At 71.7% G+C, this 14510-nt stretch carries 12 protein-coding genes; 6 read left to right on the forward strand and 6 right to left on the reverse strand.

The annotated features are described in order from the left end of the window. Nucleotides 1-7: 7 nt before the first annotated feature. Nucleotides 8-1321: an RNA 5'-3' helicase PhoH2 gene (phoH2, locus tag C4T78_RS18855; RefSeq protein ID WP_374703890.1), complete on the reverse strand. Its 1314-nt coding sequence runs from the start codon at nucleotides 1319-1321 to the stop codon at nucleotides 8-10. Nucleotides 1322-1829: 508 nt separating this feature from the next. Further along, on the reverse strand, nucleotides 1830-3044 hold the full coding sequence (locus C4T78_RS18860) for a DUF885 domain-containing protein (protein ID WP_093349431.1): 1215 nt from the start codon (nucleotides 3042-3044) through the stop codon (nucleotides 1830-1832). A 246-nt stretch (nucleotides 3045-3290) separates the two neighbouring features. On the opposite strand from C4T78_RS18860, the gene C4T78_RS18865 reads away from it, so the two are divergent. Both C4T78_RS18865 and C4T78_RS18870 read left to right on the forward strand, forming a co-directional pair. After that, on the forward strand, nucleotides 3291-3533 hold the full coding sequence (locus C4T78_RS18865) for a hypothetical protein (protein WP_177247489.1): 243 nt from the start codon (nucleotides 3291-3293) through the stop codon (nucleotides 3531-3533). Nucleotides 3534-3828: 295 nt separating this feature from the next. After that, entirely contained in the window at nucleotides 3829-4071 is a 243-nt protein-coding gene (locus tag C4T78_RS18870) for a hypothetical protein (RefSeq protein ID WP_177247490.1), read from the forward strand. A 74-nt stretch (nucleotides 4072-4145) separates the two neighbouring features. Here the strand turns inward: C4T78_RS18870 and C4T78_RS18875 are convergent, their stop codons facing one another. Beyond that, the gene (locus tag C4T78_RS18875; RefSeq protein ID WP_093349433.1) at nucleotides 4146-4922 is read right to left on the reverse strand and encodes an isoprenyl transferase; all 777 of its coding nucleotides are present in this window, start codon (nucleotides 4920-4922) and stop codon (nucleotides 4146-4148) included. 116 nt (nucleotides 4923-5038) lie between these two features. Here C4T78_RS18875 and trhA point away from each other — a divergent pair, with 116 nt between their 5' ends. Continuing rightward, nucleotides 5039-5716 carry a PAQR family membrane homeostasis protein TrhA gene (trhA, locus tag C4T78_RS18880; protein ID WP_328586463.1) on the forward strand — a complete coding sequence of 226 codons (678 nt, stop codon included), beginning with the start codon at nucleotides 5039-5041 and terminating at the stop codon, nucleotides 5714-5716. A gap of 133 nt (nucleotides 5717-5849) precedes the next feature. On the opposite strand, the gene C4T78_RS18885 is transcribed toward trhA, so the two are convergent. The 3 genes from C4T78_RS18885 to C4T78_RS18895 all read right to left on the reverse strand — a co-directional run bounded on the left by C4T78_RS18885 (nucleotide 5850) and on the right by C4T78_RS18895 (nucleotide 9115). Further along, a complete protein-coding gene (locus C4T78_RS18885; protein ID WP_235863300.1) occupies nucleotides 5850-6350 on the reverse strand; it encodes a GNAT family N-acetyltransferase in 501 nt (166 codons plus the stop codon). Nucleotides 6351-6476: 126 nt separating this feature from the next. Next, nucleotides 6477-8489 carry a thioredoxin domain-containing protein gene (locus C4T78_RS18890; protein ID WP_093349438.1) on the reverse strand — a complete coding sequence of 671 codons (2013 nt, stop codon included), beginning with the start codon at nucleotides 8487-8489 and terminating at the stop codon, nucleotides 6477-6479. Nucleotides 8490-8608: 119 nt separating this feature from the next. Then, nucleotides 8609-9115 carry a DUF4232 domain-containing protein gene (locus C4T78_RS18895; RefSeq protein ID WP_093349441.1) on the reverse strand — a complete coding sequence of 169 codons (507 nt, stop codon included), beginning with the start codon at nucleotides 9113-9115 and terminating at the stop codon, nucleotides 8609-8611. 299 nt (nucleotides 9116-9414) lie between these two features. Between C4T78_RS18895 and C4T78_RS18900 the strand changes: the two genes are divergently transcribed. The 3 genes from C4T78_RS18900 (at nucleotide 9415) to eccCb (ending at nucleotide 14474) form a co-directional block, all read left to right on the forward strand. Next, nucleotides 9415-10254, forward strand: coding sequence for a DeoR/GlpR family DNA-binding transcription regulator (locus C4T78_RS18900; RefSeq protein WP_093349443.1), 840 nt, complete (start codon nucleotides 9415-9417; stop codon nucleotides 10252-10254). Nucleotides 10255-10278: 24 nt separating this feature from the next. After that, a complete protein-coding gene (gene xylB, locus C4T78_RS18905; protein WP_093349445.1) occupies nucleotides 10279-11658 on the forward strand; it encodes a xylulokinase in 1380 nt (459 codons plus the stop codon). Between the two features lie 209 nt (nucleotides 11659-11867). Then, nucleotides 11868-14474 carry a type VII secretion protein EccCb gene (eccCb, locus tag C4T78_RS18910; protein WP_177247491.1) on the forward strand — a complete coding sequence of 869 codons (2607 nt, stop codon included), beginning with the start codon at nucleotides 11868-11870 and terminating at the stop codon, nucleotides 14472-14474. The last annotated feature ends 36 nt before the right edge of the window (nucleotides 14475-14510 follow it).

Raw genomic sequence — 14510 nt, forward strand, 5'->3', positions numbered from 1 at the left:
CAGCCGATCAAGGGGTGAACTCCCCCTCCAGCAGCTCGGTGACGAGAGCCGCGATCGGGGAGCGCTCCGAGCGGGTCAGCGTGACGTGGGCGAACAGCGGGTGACCCTTGAGCTTCTCGATCACCGCTGCCACGCCGTCGTGGCGGCCCACCCGGAGGTTGTCGCGCTGGGCGACGTCGTGGGTCAGGACCACGCGGGAGTTCGCGCCGAGCCGGGACAGCACCGTCAGCAGCACGTTGCGCTCCAGCGACTGCGCCTCGTCGACGATGACGAACGAGTCGTGCAGCGAGCGGCCGCGGATGTGGGTCAGCGGCAGGACCTCCAGCATGCCCCGGTCCATCACCTCGTCCAGGACGTTCTCGCTGGCCAGCGCGCCGAGCGTGTCGAACACCGCCTGCGCCCACGGCGCCATCTTCTCGTTCTCGGTGCCCGGCAGGTAGCCCAGCTCCTGACCGCCCACCGCGTACACCGGGCGGAACACCACCACCTTGCGGTGCTGCTGGCGCTCCAGCACGGATTCCAGCCCCGCGCACAGCGCGAGCGCGGACTTGCCCGTCCCGGCGCGACCGCCCAGCGACACGATGCCGATCTCGGGATCGAGCAGCAGGTCCAGCGCGATCCGCTGCTCCGCGGACCGGCCGTGCAGCCCGAAGGCCTCCCGGTCACCGCGCACCAGCCGGACCTGCTTGTCCGCGGTCACCCGGCCCAGCGCGCTCTGCGACCCGGACAGCAGCCGCACACCCGTGTTCGGCGGCAGGTCCCGCGCCTCGTCGAGGTCGGCGGTGCCGTCCTTGAACAGCGCGTCCACCGAATCGCCCGGCACCTCGACGTCGGCCATGCCGGTCCACCCGGACGGGACCACGTCCTGCGCGCGGTATTCCTCGGCCTCCAGGGCCACCGCGGCGGCCTTGACCCGCAGGGGCATGTCCTTGGTGACCAGCGTGACCCGGTGCCCTTCGGCCGCCAGGTTCAGCGAGCAGGCCAGGATGCGGGCGTCGTTGGAGTCGTTGCGGAACCCGGGCGGCAGCACCTGCGGGTCGGAGTGGTTGAGCTCCACGTGCAGGCGCCCACCCGAGGTTCCGACCGGAACCGGCTGGTCCAGCCGTCCGTGCTGGATCCGGAGGTCGTCGAGCGCGCGGAGGGCCTCCCGGGCGAACCAACCGAGTTCGGGGTGGTGGCGCTTGCCCTCCAGCTCGCCGATCACCACCACCGGGAGCACCACGTCGTGCTCGGCGAAGCGGGCTATCGCCCACGGATCGGACAGCAGCACCGAGGTGTCCAGGACGTACGTGCGGACCTCGTCGGTGCCACCGCTGTGCACGGTGCGCGCGGAATCACCGCTCCGGGTTCGGGTTTCCGCTTCTGGCTGGGAACGTCGTGCGGTCACGGCTACTCCCTCGCGGGCGTGGCGTCCACACCCGCTCGTCGGCGGGCCGGGCCTGGCCCCCTCGCGCCCCGGCCGGACCGCCTCGTCCGCCGTGGCCGCAGGGCCGGGCACCGGCCCATCGCGACCAAGGTGGACGGGGTAACCGTCCGCTCCAGCCAACAGCCACGATCAGGGCCTCCCGGACGGGCCGCGTACGGACTTGCTGACTGAGAACGGCCCGTCGAAACGCACGCTACCTGCGTGATCGCGTCTCGGCAGGCAGCCACACAGGTGATTCAGCGAATCGTCGTTTCTCCTTCATCTGCCGGGAAAACAGCGCTGGTCACGGCCCGTCCAACTGCGACACCGGAGGCGACCGCAGCAGGTCAGAGCGGTGCTCCACCCCGGCGGCGGGCCACCACTGCCGGTGAGCGTCGATGCTCCGTCCGGGTGAATTCCGGGCTCACACGCGGGTGGCGAGCTCAGCGCGCACCGATTCGGGGACGAGCGGCTCGTCAAGCAAGCGCCGGTAACGATCAGCGCTCGATGTGCTAGCGGGCCGCTCGTCCAGCCACCGCCGCAGCAGCCGGTAGCCCTCGACGTAGGTCGTGGTGTAGGCGCGCCAGAGCGGATCGCGCATGAACCCGACCAGGTGCCTGGCGCGCTGCTCCGGCATCAGCAGCCAGCGCTGCAGGTGCGCGACGACGTCGGCCTCGTCGGCCCCGTCGCCGTGCAGCATCAGCAACGCGTCCTGGCGGACCGGCAGCAGGCGCAGCAGCACCGCGTCGATCCGCTCCGCCAGCTCGCCGTCCAGCCGGATGCCCAGGTCGGCGAAGATCTCGGCCGCCCACGGGCCCCAGCCGGGCCCGACCGCGGCGTGCAGCCCCAGGTCGGCGAGACCCTCGGCGAGCACGCACTGCGGCGTGTTGACGAGGAAGACGGTGTGCTCGACCAGCCGGTCGCGCTGCACCAGGCCGGCTTCCTTGCGGCAGTGCTCGGTGTGGTGGCCGGGGTAGGCCTCGTGCGCGACGAGCTGCGGCAGGGTCGACGCGCGGTGCCCGACGTCGGCGTTGACCGCGACCTTCGAGCGGAACCCGCCGAGGTAGTGGTTGAACCCGCTCCACGGCTGGTCGGACACGATCCGGTACTCGACCGTCTCGCCGACGGGCAGTTCGAACCGGGCGCGCACGCGGTCCCGCAGCGCGCTGGAGACCGCCTGGACCGCCGCGGAGAGCCGCTCCGCGGGCACCACGTCGCGCCCGCGGACCGCGCGCAACCGCTCGGCCAGCGAACCGCGGCCCGGCAGCAGCGCCGCCAGCTCGCGGTGCGCCCTGCGGTACTCGTCGGGATCGCCCATGGCCGGCGACACCTGGAAGCACGCCGCCACCTCGGCGGCGAACGGCAGCTTTTCGCCTGCCAGCTTGCGACCCGAGCACTCCAGCGCGGTCAGTTGCGCGGCGAGGAACCGGCGGCGCGACTCGGCGAGATCGGCGGTGACGACCTCGGCGCGCAGGTGGCGCGCGGCGGCGGCGAGCCGGGCCGGTTCCGGTGGCGGTTCGACGGCGACCTGGGCCCGCAGCACCGGGTCGCCGGTGTAGGAGTCCGCGAATCCCCGGACGAGCCGGTCGAACCTGAGCCCGAGGAGCACGTACTCGACTGCGAGCGCTTCGGAGTCCACGTGCGGACACTACGCCCGCCCGAAGACGTCTCGGGCCGCCGGTCGCGTTTGCGATGAATTTGCCCGGGCAACGATAAGCCCGGCGGAGCCGAACAAAATAATCACACAATGGTGTTAACGAGGTTTGTTTCGACGGTTTCGATGTATATGTTTCACGCCGAGCGCTCTCCCTTCGGCTAAGTATGGGGTGCGTAGCCGAGGACCCGGGGAGCGTTCGCGCCATCCCATCCAACAAGGAGCAACGAAGTGCTGAAGAAAGCTGCGATTGTTGCCGGTGCCGCCGCCGGTCTGCTCGCCCTGGCTCCCGTCGCCAACGCCGACAGCGCGGACAACGACGGCATCAACGTCCTGAACGACAACAACCTGAGCGTGCTGCCGATCCAGGCCTGCGGCAACAACGTCGCGGTCATCGGCGCGGTCGTGCCGATCCTGTCCCCGCAGCTCAACAGCTGCGTCAACGCTCCGATCGTCGACCACCCCAAGGGCTGACGAGACCGGCGGTTCACCAGCAACCGCCGCTGCGCGGAATCTGGTGGCGAAAAGGGCGCCGGGCCTAAACTCGGCGCTCCTTTTTGCGCGCCCATCGCAACGGAGCGCGCAGCGCCGCTGATTCAGCCGTGACGCATTGAACTTCCGATCACACGATCGGGTAACAAGTTTCGGTGTTCGGCACGCCGCGATGAATTGTCCGGCGGCTGGCACCACACTCGGTGGCCGCCATCGCGGGTTTTCCCGACCCGCCGGTGAGCTCCGAATCCCGCAGTATTTCTAAGGAGATGAATCAATGCTGAAGAAGGCAGCTGTTGTCGCCGGTGCCGCCGCCGGTCTGCTGGCCCTGGCCCCCGTCGCCAACGCCGACAGCGCGGACAACGACGGCATCAACATCCTGAACGACAACAACGCCAGCGTGCTGCCGATCCAGGCCTGCGGCAACAACGTCGCGGTCATCGGCGCGGTCGTGCCGGTGCTGTCCCCGCAGATCAACCACTGCGTGAACGCTCCGATCGTCGACCACCCCAAGGGCTGAGCTCGGGTCACGTGGAAAGGCCAGGTCAGCGCGACCTGGCCTTTTCGCTGCCCGGAACCGGGAACCCGCGGTCGTCAGCCGCCGAAGCGGCGGTGGCGGACCGCGTAGTCGCGGAGGGCTCGGAGGAAGTCGACGCGGCGGAAGGCGGGCCAGTAGGCCTCGGTGAACCAGAACTCGGAGTGCGCGGACTGCCACAGCATGAAACCGGACAGCCGCTGCTCACCGGACGTGCGGATCAGCAGGTCGGGGTCCGGCTGGCCGGAGGTGTAGAGGTGCTCGGCGATGTGGTCGACCGTCAGCACCTCGGCCAGTTCCTCGATGGTGGTGCCCGCCTCGGCGTGCTTCTGCAGCAGCTTGCGCACCGCGTCGGCGATCTCCCGGCGGCCGCCGTAGCCGACGGCCACGTTGACCTGCATGCCCGTGCGGCCCTTGGTGCGCAGCGCGGCGGCGGAGAGGCGAGCGGCGGTCTCGGTCGGCAGGACGTCCAGGGCTCCGACGATCCGCACCCGCCAGGGCGCCTCCGGAGCGGTGAGCTCGTCGACCACCCCGGCGATGATCTCCATCAGCGCCTTGAGCTCGTCGGGGGTGCGGTTGAGGTTGTCGGTGGAGAGCAGCCACAGCGTGACGACCTCCACCTCGGCCTCTTGGCACCAGCCGAGCATCTCGGCGATCTTGCGGGCTCCGGCGCGGTGACCGTGCGCGGCGTCCAGCCCGGCTTCCTTCGCCCACCTGCGGTTTCCGTCCAAGATGACGCCGACGTGCCGCGGATGCTGTACCCCGTCCAGCTTCCGGCGCAGCCGGCGCTCGTAGACGCTGTACATGAGTTCTTTCAACCGAACCTTGAACGCCACGCCAGGTGAGCCTACGCGGATCCGGAGAGCCCTGATTCTCGGGTGGCCCGGAGCGCACGGCCGGATGCAGTGCGGATCACCTCCGAGCGAAACCTACGGTCCCGTAACCTCGGGGTGTGACTAGCGCCCTCTCCGCTCGCCGCCCGACCGCGTTCGTCAAGCCCCGGATGCGCGGCTGGATCCACTTATGGTCGCTCGTGGTGTCGGTCGCCGCCGGTGCCACGCTGATCGCGCTCGCCGCCTCGACGGTGTCCGCCGCCGCCGCGGTGGGCACCTCGATCTACGTGGCGACCGTGCTCGGCCTGTTCGGCGTCAGCGCCCTCTACCACCGCAAGACGTGGAAGACCGTCGGCGCCCGCACCTGGATGCGGCGGCTCGACCACTCGATGATCTTCCTGTTCATCGCGGGCACCTACACCCCGTTCGCGATGGTCGCGATGCAGCCGACGACGGGCGCGGTGGTGCTGGCGGTCGTCTGGGGCGGTGCGCTGGGCGGCGTGGTTCTCAAGCTCGCCTGGCCCAACGCGCCGCGCTGGGTCGGGGTGCCGGTGTACATCGCGCTGGGCTGGGTGGCGGTGTTCGTGCTGCCCGACCTGCTGGAGAACGCCGGGCTCGCCGCGCTGATCCTGCTGGTCGCAGGCGGTCTGCTCTACACGGCGGGCGCGGTCTTCTACGCGTGCCGCTGGCCCGACCCGTGGCCCAAGACCTTCGGCTACCACGAGTTCTTCCACGCGGCGGTCTCGGTGGCCGCGATCTGCCACCACATCGCGATCTGGCTGGCGCTCTACGCCTAGAGCCTGTTCCGGACTCGTTTAGCGCAGCGGTGCTGGTAGCTCAGCGCCGCCTGGGCCCCGAGTGCCCAGCCTCGTGCATGCCCGGTGAGCGGCGATGGTCGTCCTTGCGAGCATCGCCGCGCACGGCCAGTGGTCAGCTGATGTCCCGGCGCATGCAGATCCGCTTGGCCGGGTCCAGGCCGAGCTCCGCCTCGTGGGCGACGAGCGCGGCCAGCTCCGGCGCCACGTCATCGATCTCCCGGAACCCGAGCCGCTCGTAGTACGGGCCGTTCCACGGCACCGACCGGAACGTGGTCAGCGTCAGCGCGGGCAGGCCCCGCTCCCGGGCCCACGACTCGACGTGGTCGAGCAGGGCGCGGCCGATGCCCCGGCGCGCGCGGTCGGCGTGCACGCTGATCTGCGCGATGTGGGCGTTGCCGTCGATCAGCTCGACCAGCACGTAGGCCACGATCCCGGCCTCGTCCTCGGCCGCCCAGAGCCGCCCGGCGCGCTGGAACCCGGCCAGCACGTCGAGTTCCGGCGGCGGGTCGTCGGCGATCTCCGGCATCCCGATCGCGCGGAACGCCTCCCCCGCCGAGATCTCGATCTCCTGCAGTCGCCCCAGCTCGGCCTCGCCGACGTTGCGGATCCTCACCCGCACAGTGGATCAAATCCGGCCGGGCCGCTGCCACCGGATTTCCGCGCGGTGCCGGACCCGTGAGCGTTTCGGGGCGTCATAGCGCCTCAAAGCGCTCACGGGTCCGAACCTGCGCAGATGCAGTCAGAGCGGGAGGTCTTCAGGCCTCGTGACCGGCCGGTCGCAGACGTAGCCCCGGCAGACGTACGCCGCCGGCGCTCCGCCGACCAGCGGCCGCCCCGCAAGCAGCGGCACGCCGGTCGCCTCCGGCTCCCCGGCCACCACCGCCGCTCCGCCCGGCGCGCGCCGCCGCGCCGCGGCGAGCAGTTCCGCCCGGTCGGCGTTGTCGGCTGCGCCGACGACCGCGACCTGCAGCGGTCCGTGCGCGCGCGCTTCCGCGGCGCTGAGCCAGTGCCCCGCGAAGCGGGGTGCCCGCTGCGCGAGCAACCCGGCGCGCGACAGCGCCTGCTCCGCGGCGCTGCGGTAGCGCGCGGTGCTCTCCGGCCCGACGAGCGCGGCACCGGTGAGCAGCGCGGAGGTGAGCGCCGCGGCTCCCGACGGGCTCGCGTTGTCCGTCGGGTCGGAGGGGCGGCGGACCAGCGCTTCCGCATCGGCCGCGGTGTCGTGGAAGGTGCCCGGGTGGTCGGCGTCGCTGAACTGGTCCAGCGCCGTGTCGAGCAGCCCGCAGGCCGCCTCCAGCCAGCGCGGCTCGCCCGTGGCCTGGTGCAGCGACAGGAGGCCGTCGGCGAAGCAGCCGTAGTCCTCCAGCACTCCGGCGGCGGTGCCCACCACGCCGTTGCGCGAGGTGCGGCGCAGTCGGCCGTCCACCAGGTGGCGCGAGAGCAGCAGGTCGGCGGCGGTCTCGGCCGCTTCCAGCCAGCGCGGTTCGTCGAGCGCCGCGGCGGCCTCCACCAGCGCTGTGATGGTCATGCCGTTCCAGGCGGTGACGACCTTGTCGTCCTTCCCGGGCTGGGCGCGGCGGTCGCGGGCTTCGCGGAGGCTGTCGCGGACCCGCCGCCAGCGGGCCGCGTCGTCCGGATCGCGCGGCAGCTGCAGAGTCGAGGTGCCGTGCTCGAAGGTGCCCGTCTCGGTCACCACCAGCAGTTCCGCCGCCCAGTCGCCGTCATCCGCCCCCAGCACCTCGCGCAGCTGGTCGGGCGTCCAGGCGTAGGTCAGCCCCTCGATGCCTTCGGTGTCGGCGTCCAGCGAGGCCGCGAAGCCGCCTTCCGGCGTGAGCAGGTCGGTCAGCAGGAACTCGGCGGTCTCGCGCGCCACCCGCTCGCCGAGCGGGTCGCCCAGGCGCGCCAAGTGCGCGTAGGCGCGGAGCAGGAGGGCGTTGTCGTAGAGCATCTTCTCGAAGTGCGGAACCACCCAGGCGTTGTCGACGCTGTAGCGCGCGAAACCACCTGCGAGCTGGTCGTAGATCCCGCCGCGGGCCATCGCCGCGCAGGTGTCCTTGGCCATTTCGAGCGCGGAGTGCCCGCTGCCCGGCTCGCCGAGCCGCTCGTGGTGGCGCAGCAGGAACTCGAGCACCATCGACGGCGGGAACTTCGGCGCATCGCCGAACCCGCCGTGGTCGGCGTCGAAGTCGGCGTGCAGCCGGGACACCGCACCGGCCAGCACCTCTTCGTCGAGGATCGACTCCGGCAGCGGCGGGCGCTGCTCGGCCAGCTGCTCGACCACCCTGGCCGCGGCCTTGCGGACCTCCTCGCCGCGATCGCTCCAGGCCTGCGCCACGGCGTGCAGCAGCTGCCGGAACGACGGCATCCCGGACATCGGGGCCACCGGGTAGTAGGTGCCGCAGTGGAAGGGCTCGCCGTCCGGGGTGAGGAAGCAGGTCATCGGCCAGCCGCCCTGCCCGGTCATGGCCTGGGTGGCCTCCATGTAGACGGCGTCGATGTCCGGCCGCTCCTCGCGGTCGACCTTGACGTTGACGAAGTGCTCGTTCATCAGCCGAGCGGTCTCGTCGTCCTCGAACGACTCGTGCGCCATCACGTGACACCAGTGGCAAGCGGCGTACCCGACGGACAGCAGGACCGGCACATCACGGCGCCGGGCCTCGGCGAACGCCTCGGGCGACCAGGGCCACCAATCGACCGGGTTGTCGGCGTGCTGGAGCAGGTACGGGCTGGTCGCGCCCGCGAGCCGATTAGCCATGCCCCCAGCCTCCCACTGCCCGCCGAACCCTGACCAGCGGGCGGCTCGACGAAGACGGGCGGGCCCGGTCGCGCTCCCGACGCGACCGGACCCGCCCGGGACCGGTGATCTTCCGCGGCTCAGGCGCCGGGCTGGATCGGGCCGACCTGGGTGCCGGCGTCGACGGTGATCTCGCCCAGCGCGCTGCTCACGCCGGAGAGCGAACCGTCGGCCTCCGGCAGGCGGAAGTCCACGCGGTCCGCCGGGGTGCCGCCCGGGAAGTTGCGGACCTGGATGTCGAAGTGGACCGGCTGGCCGGGCCCGAAGACGACCGTCCGGCCTTCGCCGTAGGCCTCGGTCTGCACGCCGAGCGGCGCTTCGCCGCGGTAGAACACGACCTCGGCGGGCGAGCCGTTGAGCGTGCAGGGCGCGCTCGCGTCCATCGCGGTGAGCGTGACGTTGTAGTGCGAGTGCCCCGCGCTGCTGTCGGAGGGCGTGACGGTCGCGTCGAAGATGCCCGGCGCGCACGCGCTCGGCGGCGGGGGCGGCGGCGTCGCGAGGGCCTGGGAAGCGTTGAAACCGACTCCCGCGATCACGGCGATCGCGAGCGACGCGCCGAATGCGCTGCGGCGGAAGAACTGGCTCATCGAAAGGCTCCCTGGTGGTCTCGTTCCCTTGCACCCCTGAAGACGGCTCGGGGCGGCAGCGGTTGCCGACGTCGGGCCGATAGTCGGATCGGCCACTCCGGGGCAACCTCGCCGCTTCCCGCGCCTCTGGGGTGAACCGGCCGCCGTTTCCGGGACGTGCTTGAGTAGGACGAGGACTTCTCAGAAAATGTGTTAACAACGAGATCGACCTCGGGAGCGGTTTTGACATCGACGACGATGTGCGCCTCCACCCGCGACGACACGGCGGTCAAGGCCGTCGTGCGGCCGCAGGAGTAGCGGTGGCGGGCAGGACGCGACCGCCGGACGCGGTGGTCGAGCAGCGGCGGCAGGACGTGCTGCGGCAGGTCATCGAGCACGGCGAGGTCCGGATCACCGATCTCGCGGAGCGCTTCGAGGTCAGCCTCATGACGATGCACCGCGATCTCGACGCGCTCGTCGACCGGCGGCTGGTGCGCAAGCTGCGGGGCCGGGTGACGGCCTACCCGTCGCTGACCCTGGAGACCGCGACGCGCTTCCGGGTCGGGCTGCAGGTCGCCGAGAAGGAGGCGCTGGCCGATGCGGCCGCCGTCGAGGTCCAGCCCGGCATGACGCTGCTGGTGGACGACTCCAGCACGGTGTTCCCGCTGGCCCGCCGGATCGCCGAGGTGGCGGCGCTGCGGGTGTTCACCAACTCGCTCACCGTCGCGCAGATCCTCGCCGGCGCCGGGCACGAGGTGGGCCTGCTCGGCGGCCGCTACCGCGCCGAGTTCGACTCGTGCACCGGCCCGGAGGTGCTCAAGGCGCTGGACGGGTTGCACGCCGACGTCTCGTTCGTGTCGGCGGCGGCCGTCACCGAGGGGCACCTGTTCCACCCGGTCCGGGACTACGCCGAGATCAAGCAGCGCATCGTCGGCCGCGCGACGCGCAACGTGCTGCTGGTCGACCACTCCAAGTTCGGCAAGAGCGCGCCCTTCGCGCACGGCGACGTGGGCGCCTACGACCTGGTCGTCACCGATGCCGCCGCACCAGCCGCGGAGCTGGAGGCGATCCGCGGTCTCGACACCGGTGTCCGCGTCGTGCCGATACCCGGGCTCGCGGCAACAACAGATCCAGACAGGGGAACCGATGCGCGCAGTTGACGGTCCGGCCGCAGGAGGAACGCGATGAGCCTGGTCGCCGGGGTCGACTCCTCCACCCAGTCCACCAAGGTCGTGGTGTGCGACAGCGAGACCGGGCAGGTGGTGCGGGAAGGCCGCGCCCCGCACCCGGACGGCACGGTCGCCGACCCGGCCGAGTGGTGGCACGCGCTCACCACCGCCACCGCCGGACTGCTCGACGACGTGGCGGGCATCGGCATCGCCGCGCAGCAGCACGGCCTGGTGGCGCTGAACGAGCGCGGGGAGGTGGTCCGGCCCGCGCTGCTGTGGAACGACAATCGCTCCGCGCAGGCCGCGGCCGACCTGACCGCGGAGCTCGGCGGTGCGCGGGCGACCGCCGCCGCGATCGGCAGCGTGCCGGTGGCCAGCTTCACGGTCAGCAAGCTGCGGTGGATGGCCGAGCACGAGCCGGAGCTGGCCGACCGGGTCACCGACGTGCTGCTCCCGCACGACTGGCTGACCTGGCGGCTGACCGGCGAGGTGGTCACCGACCGCGGCGACGCCTCGGGCACCGGCTACTGGTCGCCCGGCGAGGGCCGCTACCGGGAGGACGTGCTGGCCACCGCCTTCGGCGGCCGCACCCCGCGCACGCCCCGCGTGCTGGGCCCGGCGGAACCGGCAGGTCGCACGCCGGACGGCAAGCTGGTGTCGGCGGGGACCGGCGACAACATGGGAGCCGCGCTGGGCCTGGCGATCGGCCCGGGCGACGTCGTGGTGTCCCTGGGCACCAGCGGCACCGTGTTCGCCTCGGCGGAGCACCCGAGCGCCGATCCCACCGGCACGATCGCCGGTTTCGCCGACGCCACCGGGCGGTTCCTGCCGCTGGTGTGCACGCTCAACGCGGCTCGGGTCCTCACCTCGACGGCGGCGCTGCTGGGCGTGGAGATGGCCGAGTTCGACCGCCTGGCCTGCGAAGCGGCCCCGGGCGCGGACGACCTCGTCCTGCTGCCGTACCTGGACGGCGAGCGCACGCCGACCCTCCCGGACGCCAGCGGCACGCTGCTCGGTCTCCGCCGCGACAACATGACCCCGCAGAACCTGGCCCGCGCGGCGGTCGAAGGAATGCTCTGCGGCCTCGCGACGGGTGTCGACGCACTGCGCGAACAGGGCGTCGAGGTGCGCCGGGTGCTGCTCATCGGCGGTGCGGCGCAGTCCGAGGCGGTGCAGGTCGCGGCACCGCAGGTGTTCGGGGTTCCGGTGACGGTGCCCGCGCCCGCGGAGTACGTGGCCCGCGGCGCGGCCCGCCAAGCGGCCTGGGCCCTGACCGGACAGCAGCCGGACTGGCACCTGGCCGGTGCGACGGAGCTGGAGGCCACCGACTCCTCGGCGGGCGAGCGAATCCGCCACCACCACCGAGAAGCCTTCACCCAGGTCCACGGCGGCTGACGGTTCGTGAGCGCGCAGCGCGCCTGCGCGCTCACGAACGTGCTCGAAAGACGGCCGTCGCGGTGGCCCGATCCACTACCGTTCCAACGGAAGTTGATCGAGCAGGGGGATCTCCGTTGCGACCAGGGCACCCGCAGTTCCAACCGAATCCGCGCCCGGCGGGACCACCGCCCGGCATGCCGCCAGGACCGCCACCCGCCCGTCCCCCGATGCCACCGCGACCCGCCGCACCGCCGCCCCCACCGCCGGTCGCGGAGGCGACGCAGGTCATCCGCACCGAGCCGAAACCCGAGGAGCCGATCGACATCTTCGACCTCGCCGGTGTCGGTGATCCGCTCAAGCTCGACCCGAGCAAGCTCTGGCAGCGCCGCGAGGACGGGGAGCGCTACCGGATTCCCATCGGCGTGGACGAGAACCAGCAACCGGTGCTGCTCGACCTGCTCGGATCCAGGACCGCGTTCGGCGTCTTCGGCTCCACCGGCTCCGGCAGAGCCCCGTACCTGCACAGCCTCCTGTTCGGGATGGCCACGACGCACTCCCCGGCGGAGATCAGCTTCTTCTGCATCGGCGGCTCCGCCACTGAGCCGACCTGGAACTCGATCACCGAACTTCCGCACCGGGCGGCTGTCCAGACGACCAGCGAGGGCCTCTACGACGAGCACCGGCTCATCGCCGCGCTGGAAGGCGAGCTGGAGCGGCGGGCCCAGCTCCTCGCCGGGATGTCCATGCAGCACTTCGCCGACTACCAGGCCATCGAGTCCCAGACCAGGTTCGGTCCGATGCCGCTGCTGGTGGTCGCGGTCGACATGCTCCCGCACTTCCTCGAAGAAGCACCGGGTTTCGAGCCAACCCTGGGGAAGCTGATGTCCGCGGGCCCGCTGGGAGTCAAGCTGCTCTTCAGCGCCTTCGGGCCAGATGAACTACCGAGGCGCCTCGCGCACCGATTCGGCTCGGTGGTGCTGCACACCTGCGCGGAATCCGACTCCAGGCCGCTGCTGGGAGACGACCGCGCGCTGCAGCTCCGGCCCGATCAGGCCTACCTGGTGGGCGGAGCCAAGAAACCGGTGTTGTTCCGCACCGCCCACGCCAACCTGCGCCACCCGTCGAGTTCCCCGGCCTACCGGTTGTTCGCAGACGGCTTGCAGCACAAGGCACCGCCGGCCAGGAAGCTCCTGCTGCCGAAACCCGGGACAGAACCGCCGTCCGGCGTGGACGCCCCGCTGCCTGCGCTGGCCACCAGCGAGGACCGCGGATACGGTGCCGAGAGCACATCGCCGCCAAGCGTCACCATCGGAACCGTCGACAACCCGCGCGAACACCGGAAGGACCCGCTGCGGCTGGACTTCACCGGCGCGGACAGCAGGATCGCGATCGTCGGGCGGCCCGGCAGCGGCAAGACCACCGCGGTGCTGACCACCCTGATGGCACTGGCGCTGACCAGCACTCCGACCGAAGTCCGCTTCCACTGCCTGGCCTTCGGCGGCAACGGCCTGCTGCCGCTGCGGAACCTGCCGCACAGCGGTGCCGTCGTGCAGAGCCGGTCCCCGAAGCAGGTGGACCAGGCCCTGGCCCACCTGGAATCCACTTTGGACAACCGGGCGCGGTTCTTCGTCGCGGAGGGGATCGACTCCGCCGCCGACTTCCGCCGCAGGCGCACCGAAGCGGACCTCGGCGAGGAGGCCACCGACCACTTCCTCGTCGTCGACGGCTGGCCGGAGGTGCACCAGCACCCCGGCCTCGCCGAACGCGTGCTGCGCCTGGCGCGGCGCGGCTCGGAGCACGGCATCCACCTGATCGTCACGGCCAACCGCTGGGACGACCTGCCGCGCGAACTGCGCGAACTCGTCGGCGGCCGGGTCGAGCTGCGGCTCACCGATCCGCGCGAATCGCTGATCTCCACCGCAGCGGCCCAACGGCTCCCGGACGAGGCCGGTCACTGCCTGCACCAGGAGCTGTGGGGCACGATCAACCTGCCCGTGCTCGACGACGACCTGCCCAGCTACTTCGAGTACGTCGAATCCGGCCTGCCGGACGACCTGCCTGCCAAGACTCGGGAGCTCGTGGCCCGCATCGACGAGTCCTGGAAGGGGCCGCGCTTCCGCCAGCTCGGCCACGAGCGGACAGCGGTCGATCACGACGACCTCCCGCGGCCCGAACCGCACGCCATCCCGCTCGGCATCGACGACGGCGGCGAACCCGTGCTCCTCGACCTGAGCGGCGAGAACCCGCACCTGCTGATCACCGGCGGGCCGGAATCCGGCAAGAGCACGGCGATCCGCACCGTGCTGCGCGGGATCGCGAGCGCGTACTCGCCGAAGCAGGCCAAGGTGCTGCTGATCGACTACAAGCGCGAGCACCACCACGCGCTGATCTCGGAAGACCACCTGCTGGCGTGGAACCGCACCTGGGAGGACTCGATCCGGGACCTGGCGCAGGTCATCGCGTCCCTGCGCAAGCGGCGCGGCCCGGCCGCGTGGTCCGGCCCGGAGCTGTTCGTGGTCACCGACGACTTCCACGAAGTCAGCCGCAGAGCGGAGCTGCGCTCGCTGGGCGGCCTCGACGAGTTCCTCCCGGACGCCCACGAGGTCGGCCTGCACCTGGTCGTGGCGGGCAACGGCCTGCACCCGCACCAGCGCAACAGCATCGTCGCCGGCCTCGGGCACTGCGCCCACCACCTCCTGCTGAAGGACGCGACCGGCCCCGAGTGGCTGACCGGCACCCCGGCCGAACGACCGCGGGAGCAGGGCGAAGCACGGCTGCTCGGGCCGGTCGGCCCGAGCGCGCGCCTCCGCTTCCCGGAGATCCCACCGCCGTGATGCGAAGCGGGGCCGCCCGGTCGCACCGGACGGCCC

Source organism: Saccharopolyspora kobensis (assembly GCF_900108315.1).
GTDB lineage: Bacteria > Actinomycetota > Actinomycetes > Mycobacteriales > Pseudonocardiaceae > Saccharopolyspora > Saccharopolyspora kobensis.

What these genes read in the sequence shown, in the direction of transcription:
- C4T78_RS18870 (WP_177247490.1), top strand. Translation starts at nt 3,829, where the DNA reads ATGCTGAAGAAGGCAGCTGTTGTCGCCGGTGCCGCCGCCGGTCTGCTG.
- C4T78_RS18890 (WP_093349438.1), bottom strand. Translation starts at nt 8,489, where the DNA reads ATGGCTAATCGGCTCGCGGGCGCGACCAGCCCGTACCTGCTCCAGCAC.
- C4T78_RS18895 (WP_093349441.1), bottom strand. Translation starts at nt 9,115, where the DNA reads ATGAGCCAGTTCTTCCGCCGCAGCGCATTCGGCGCGTCGCTCGCGATC.
- xylB (WP_093349445.1), top strand. Translation starts at nt 10,279, where the DNA reads ATGAGCCTGGTCGCCGGGGTCGACTCCTCCACCCAGTCCACCAAGGTC.
- eccCb (WP_177247491.1), top strand. Translation starts at nt 11,868, where the DNA reads ATGCCACCGCGACCCGCCGCACCGCCGCCCCCACCGCCGGTCGCGGAG.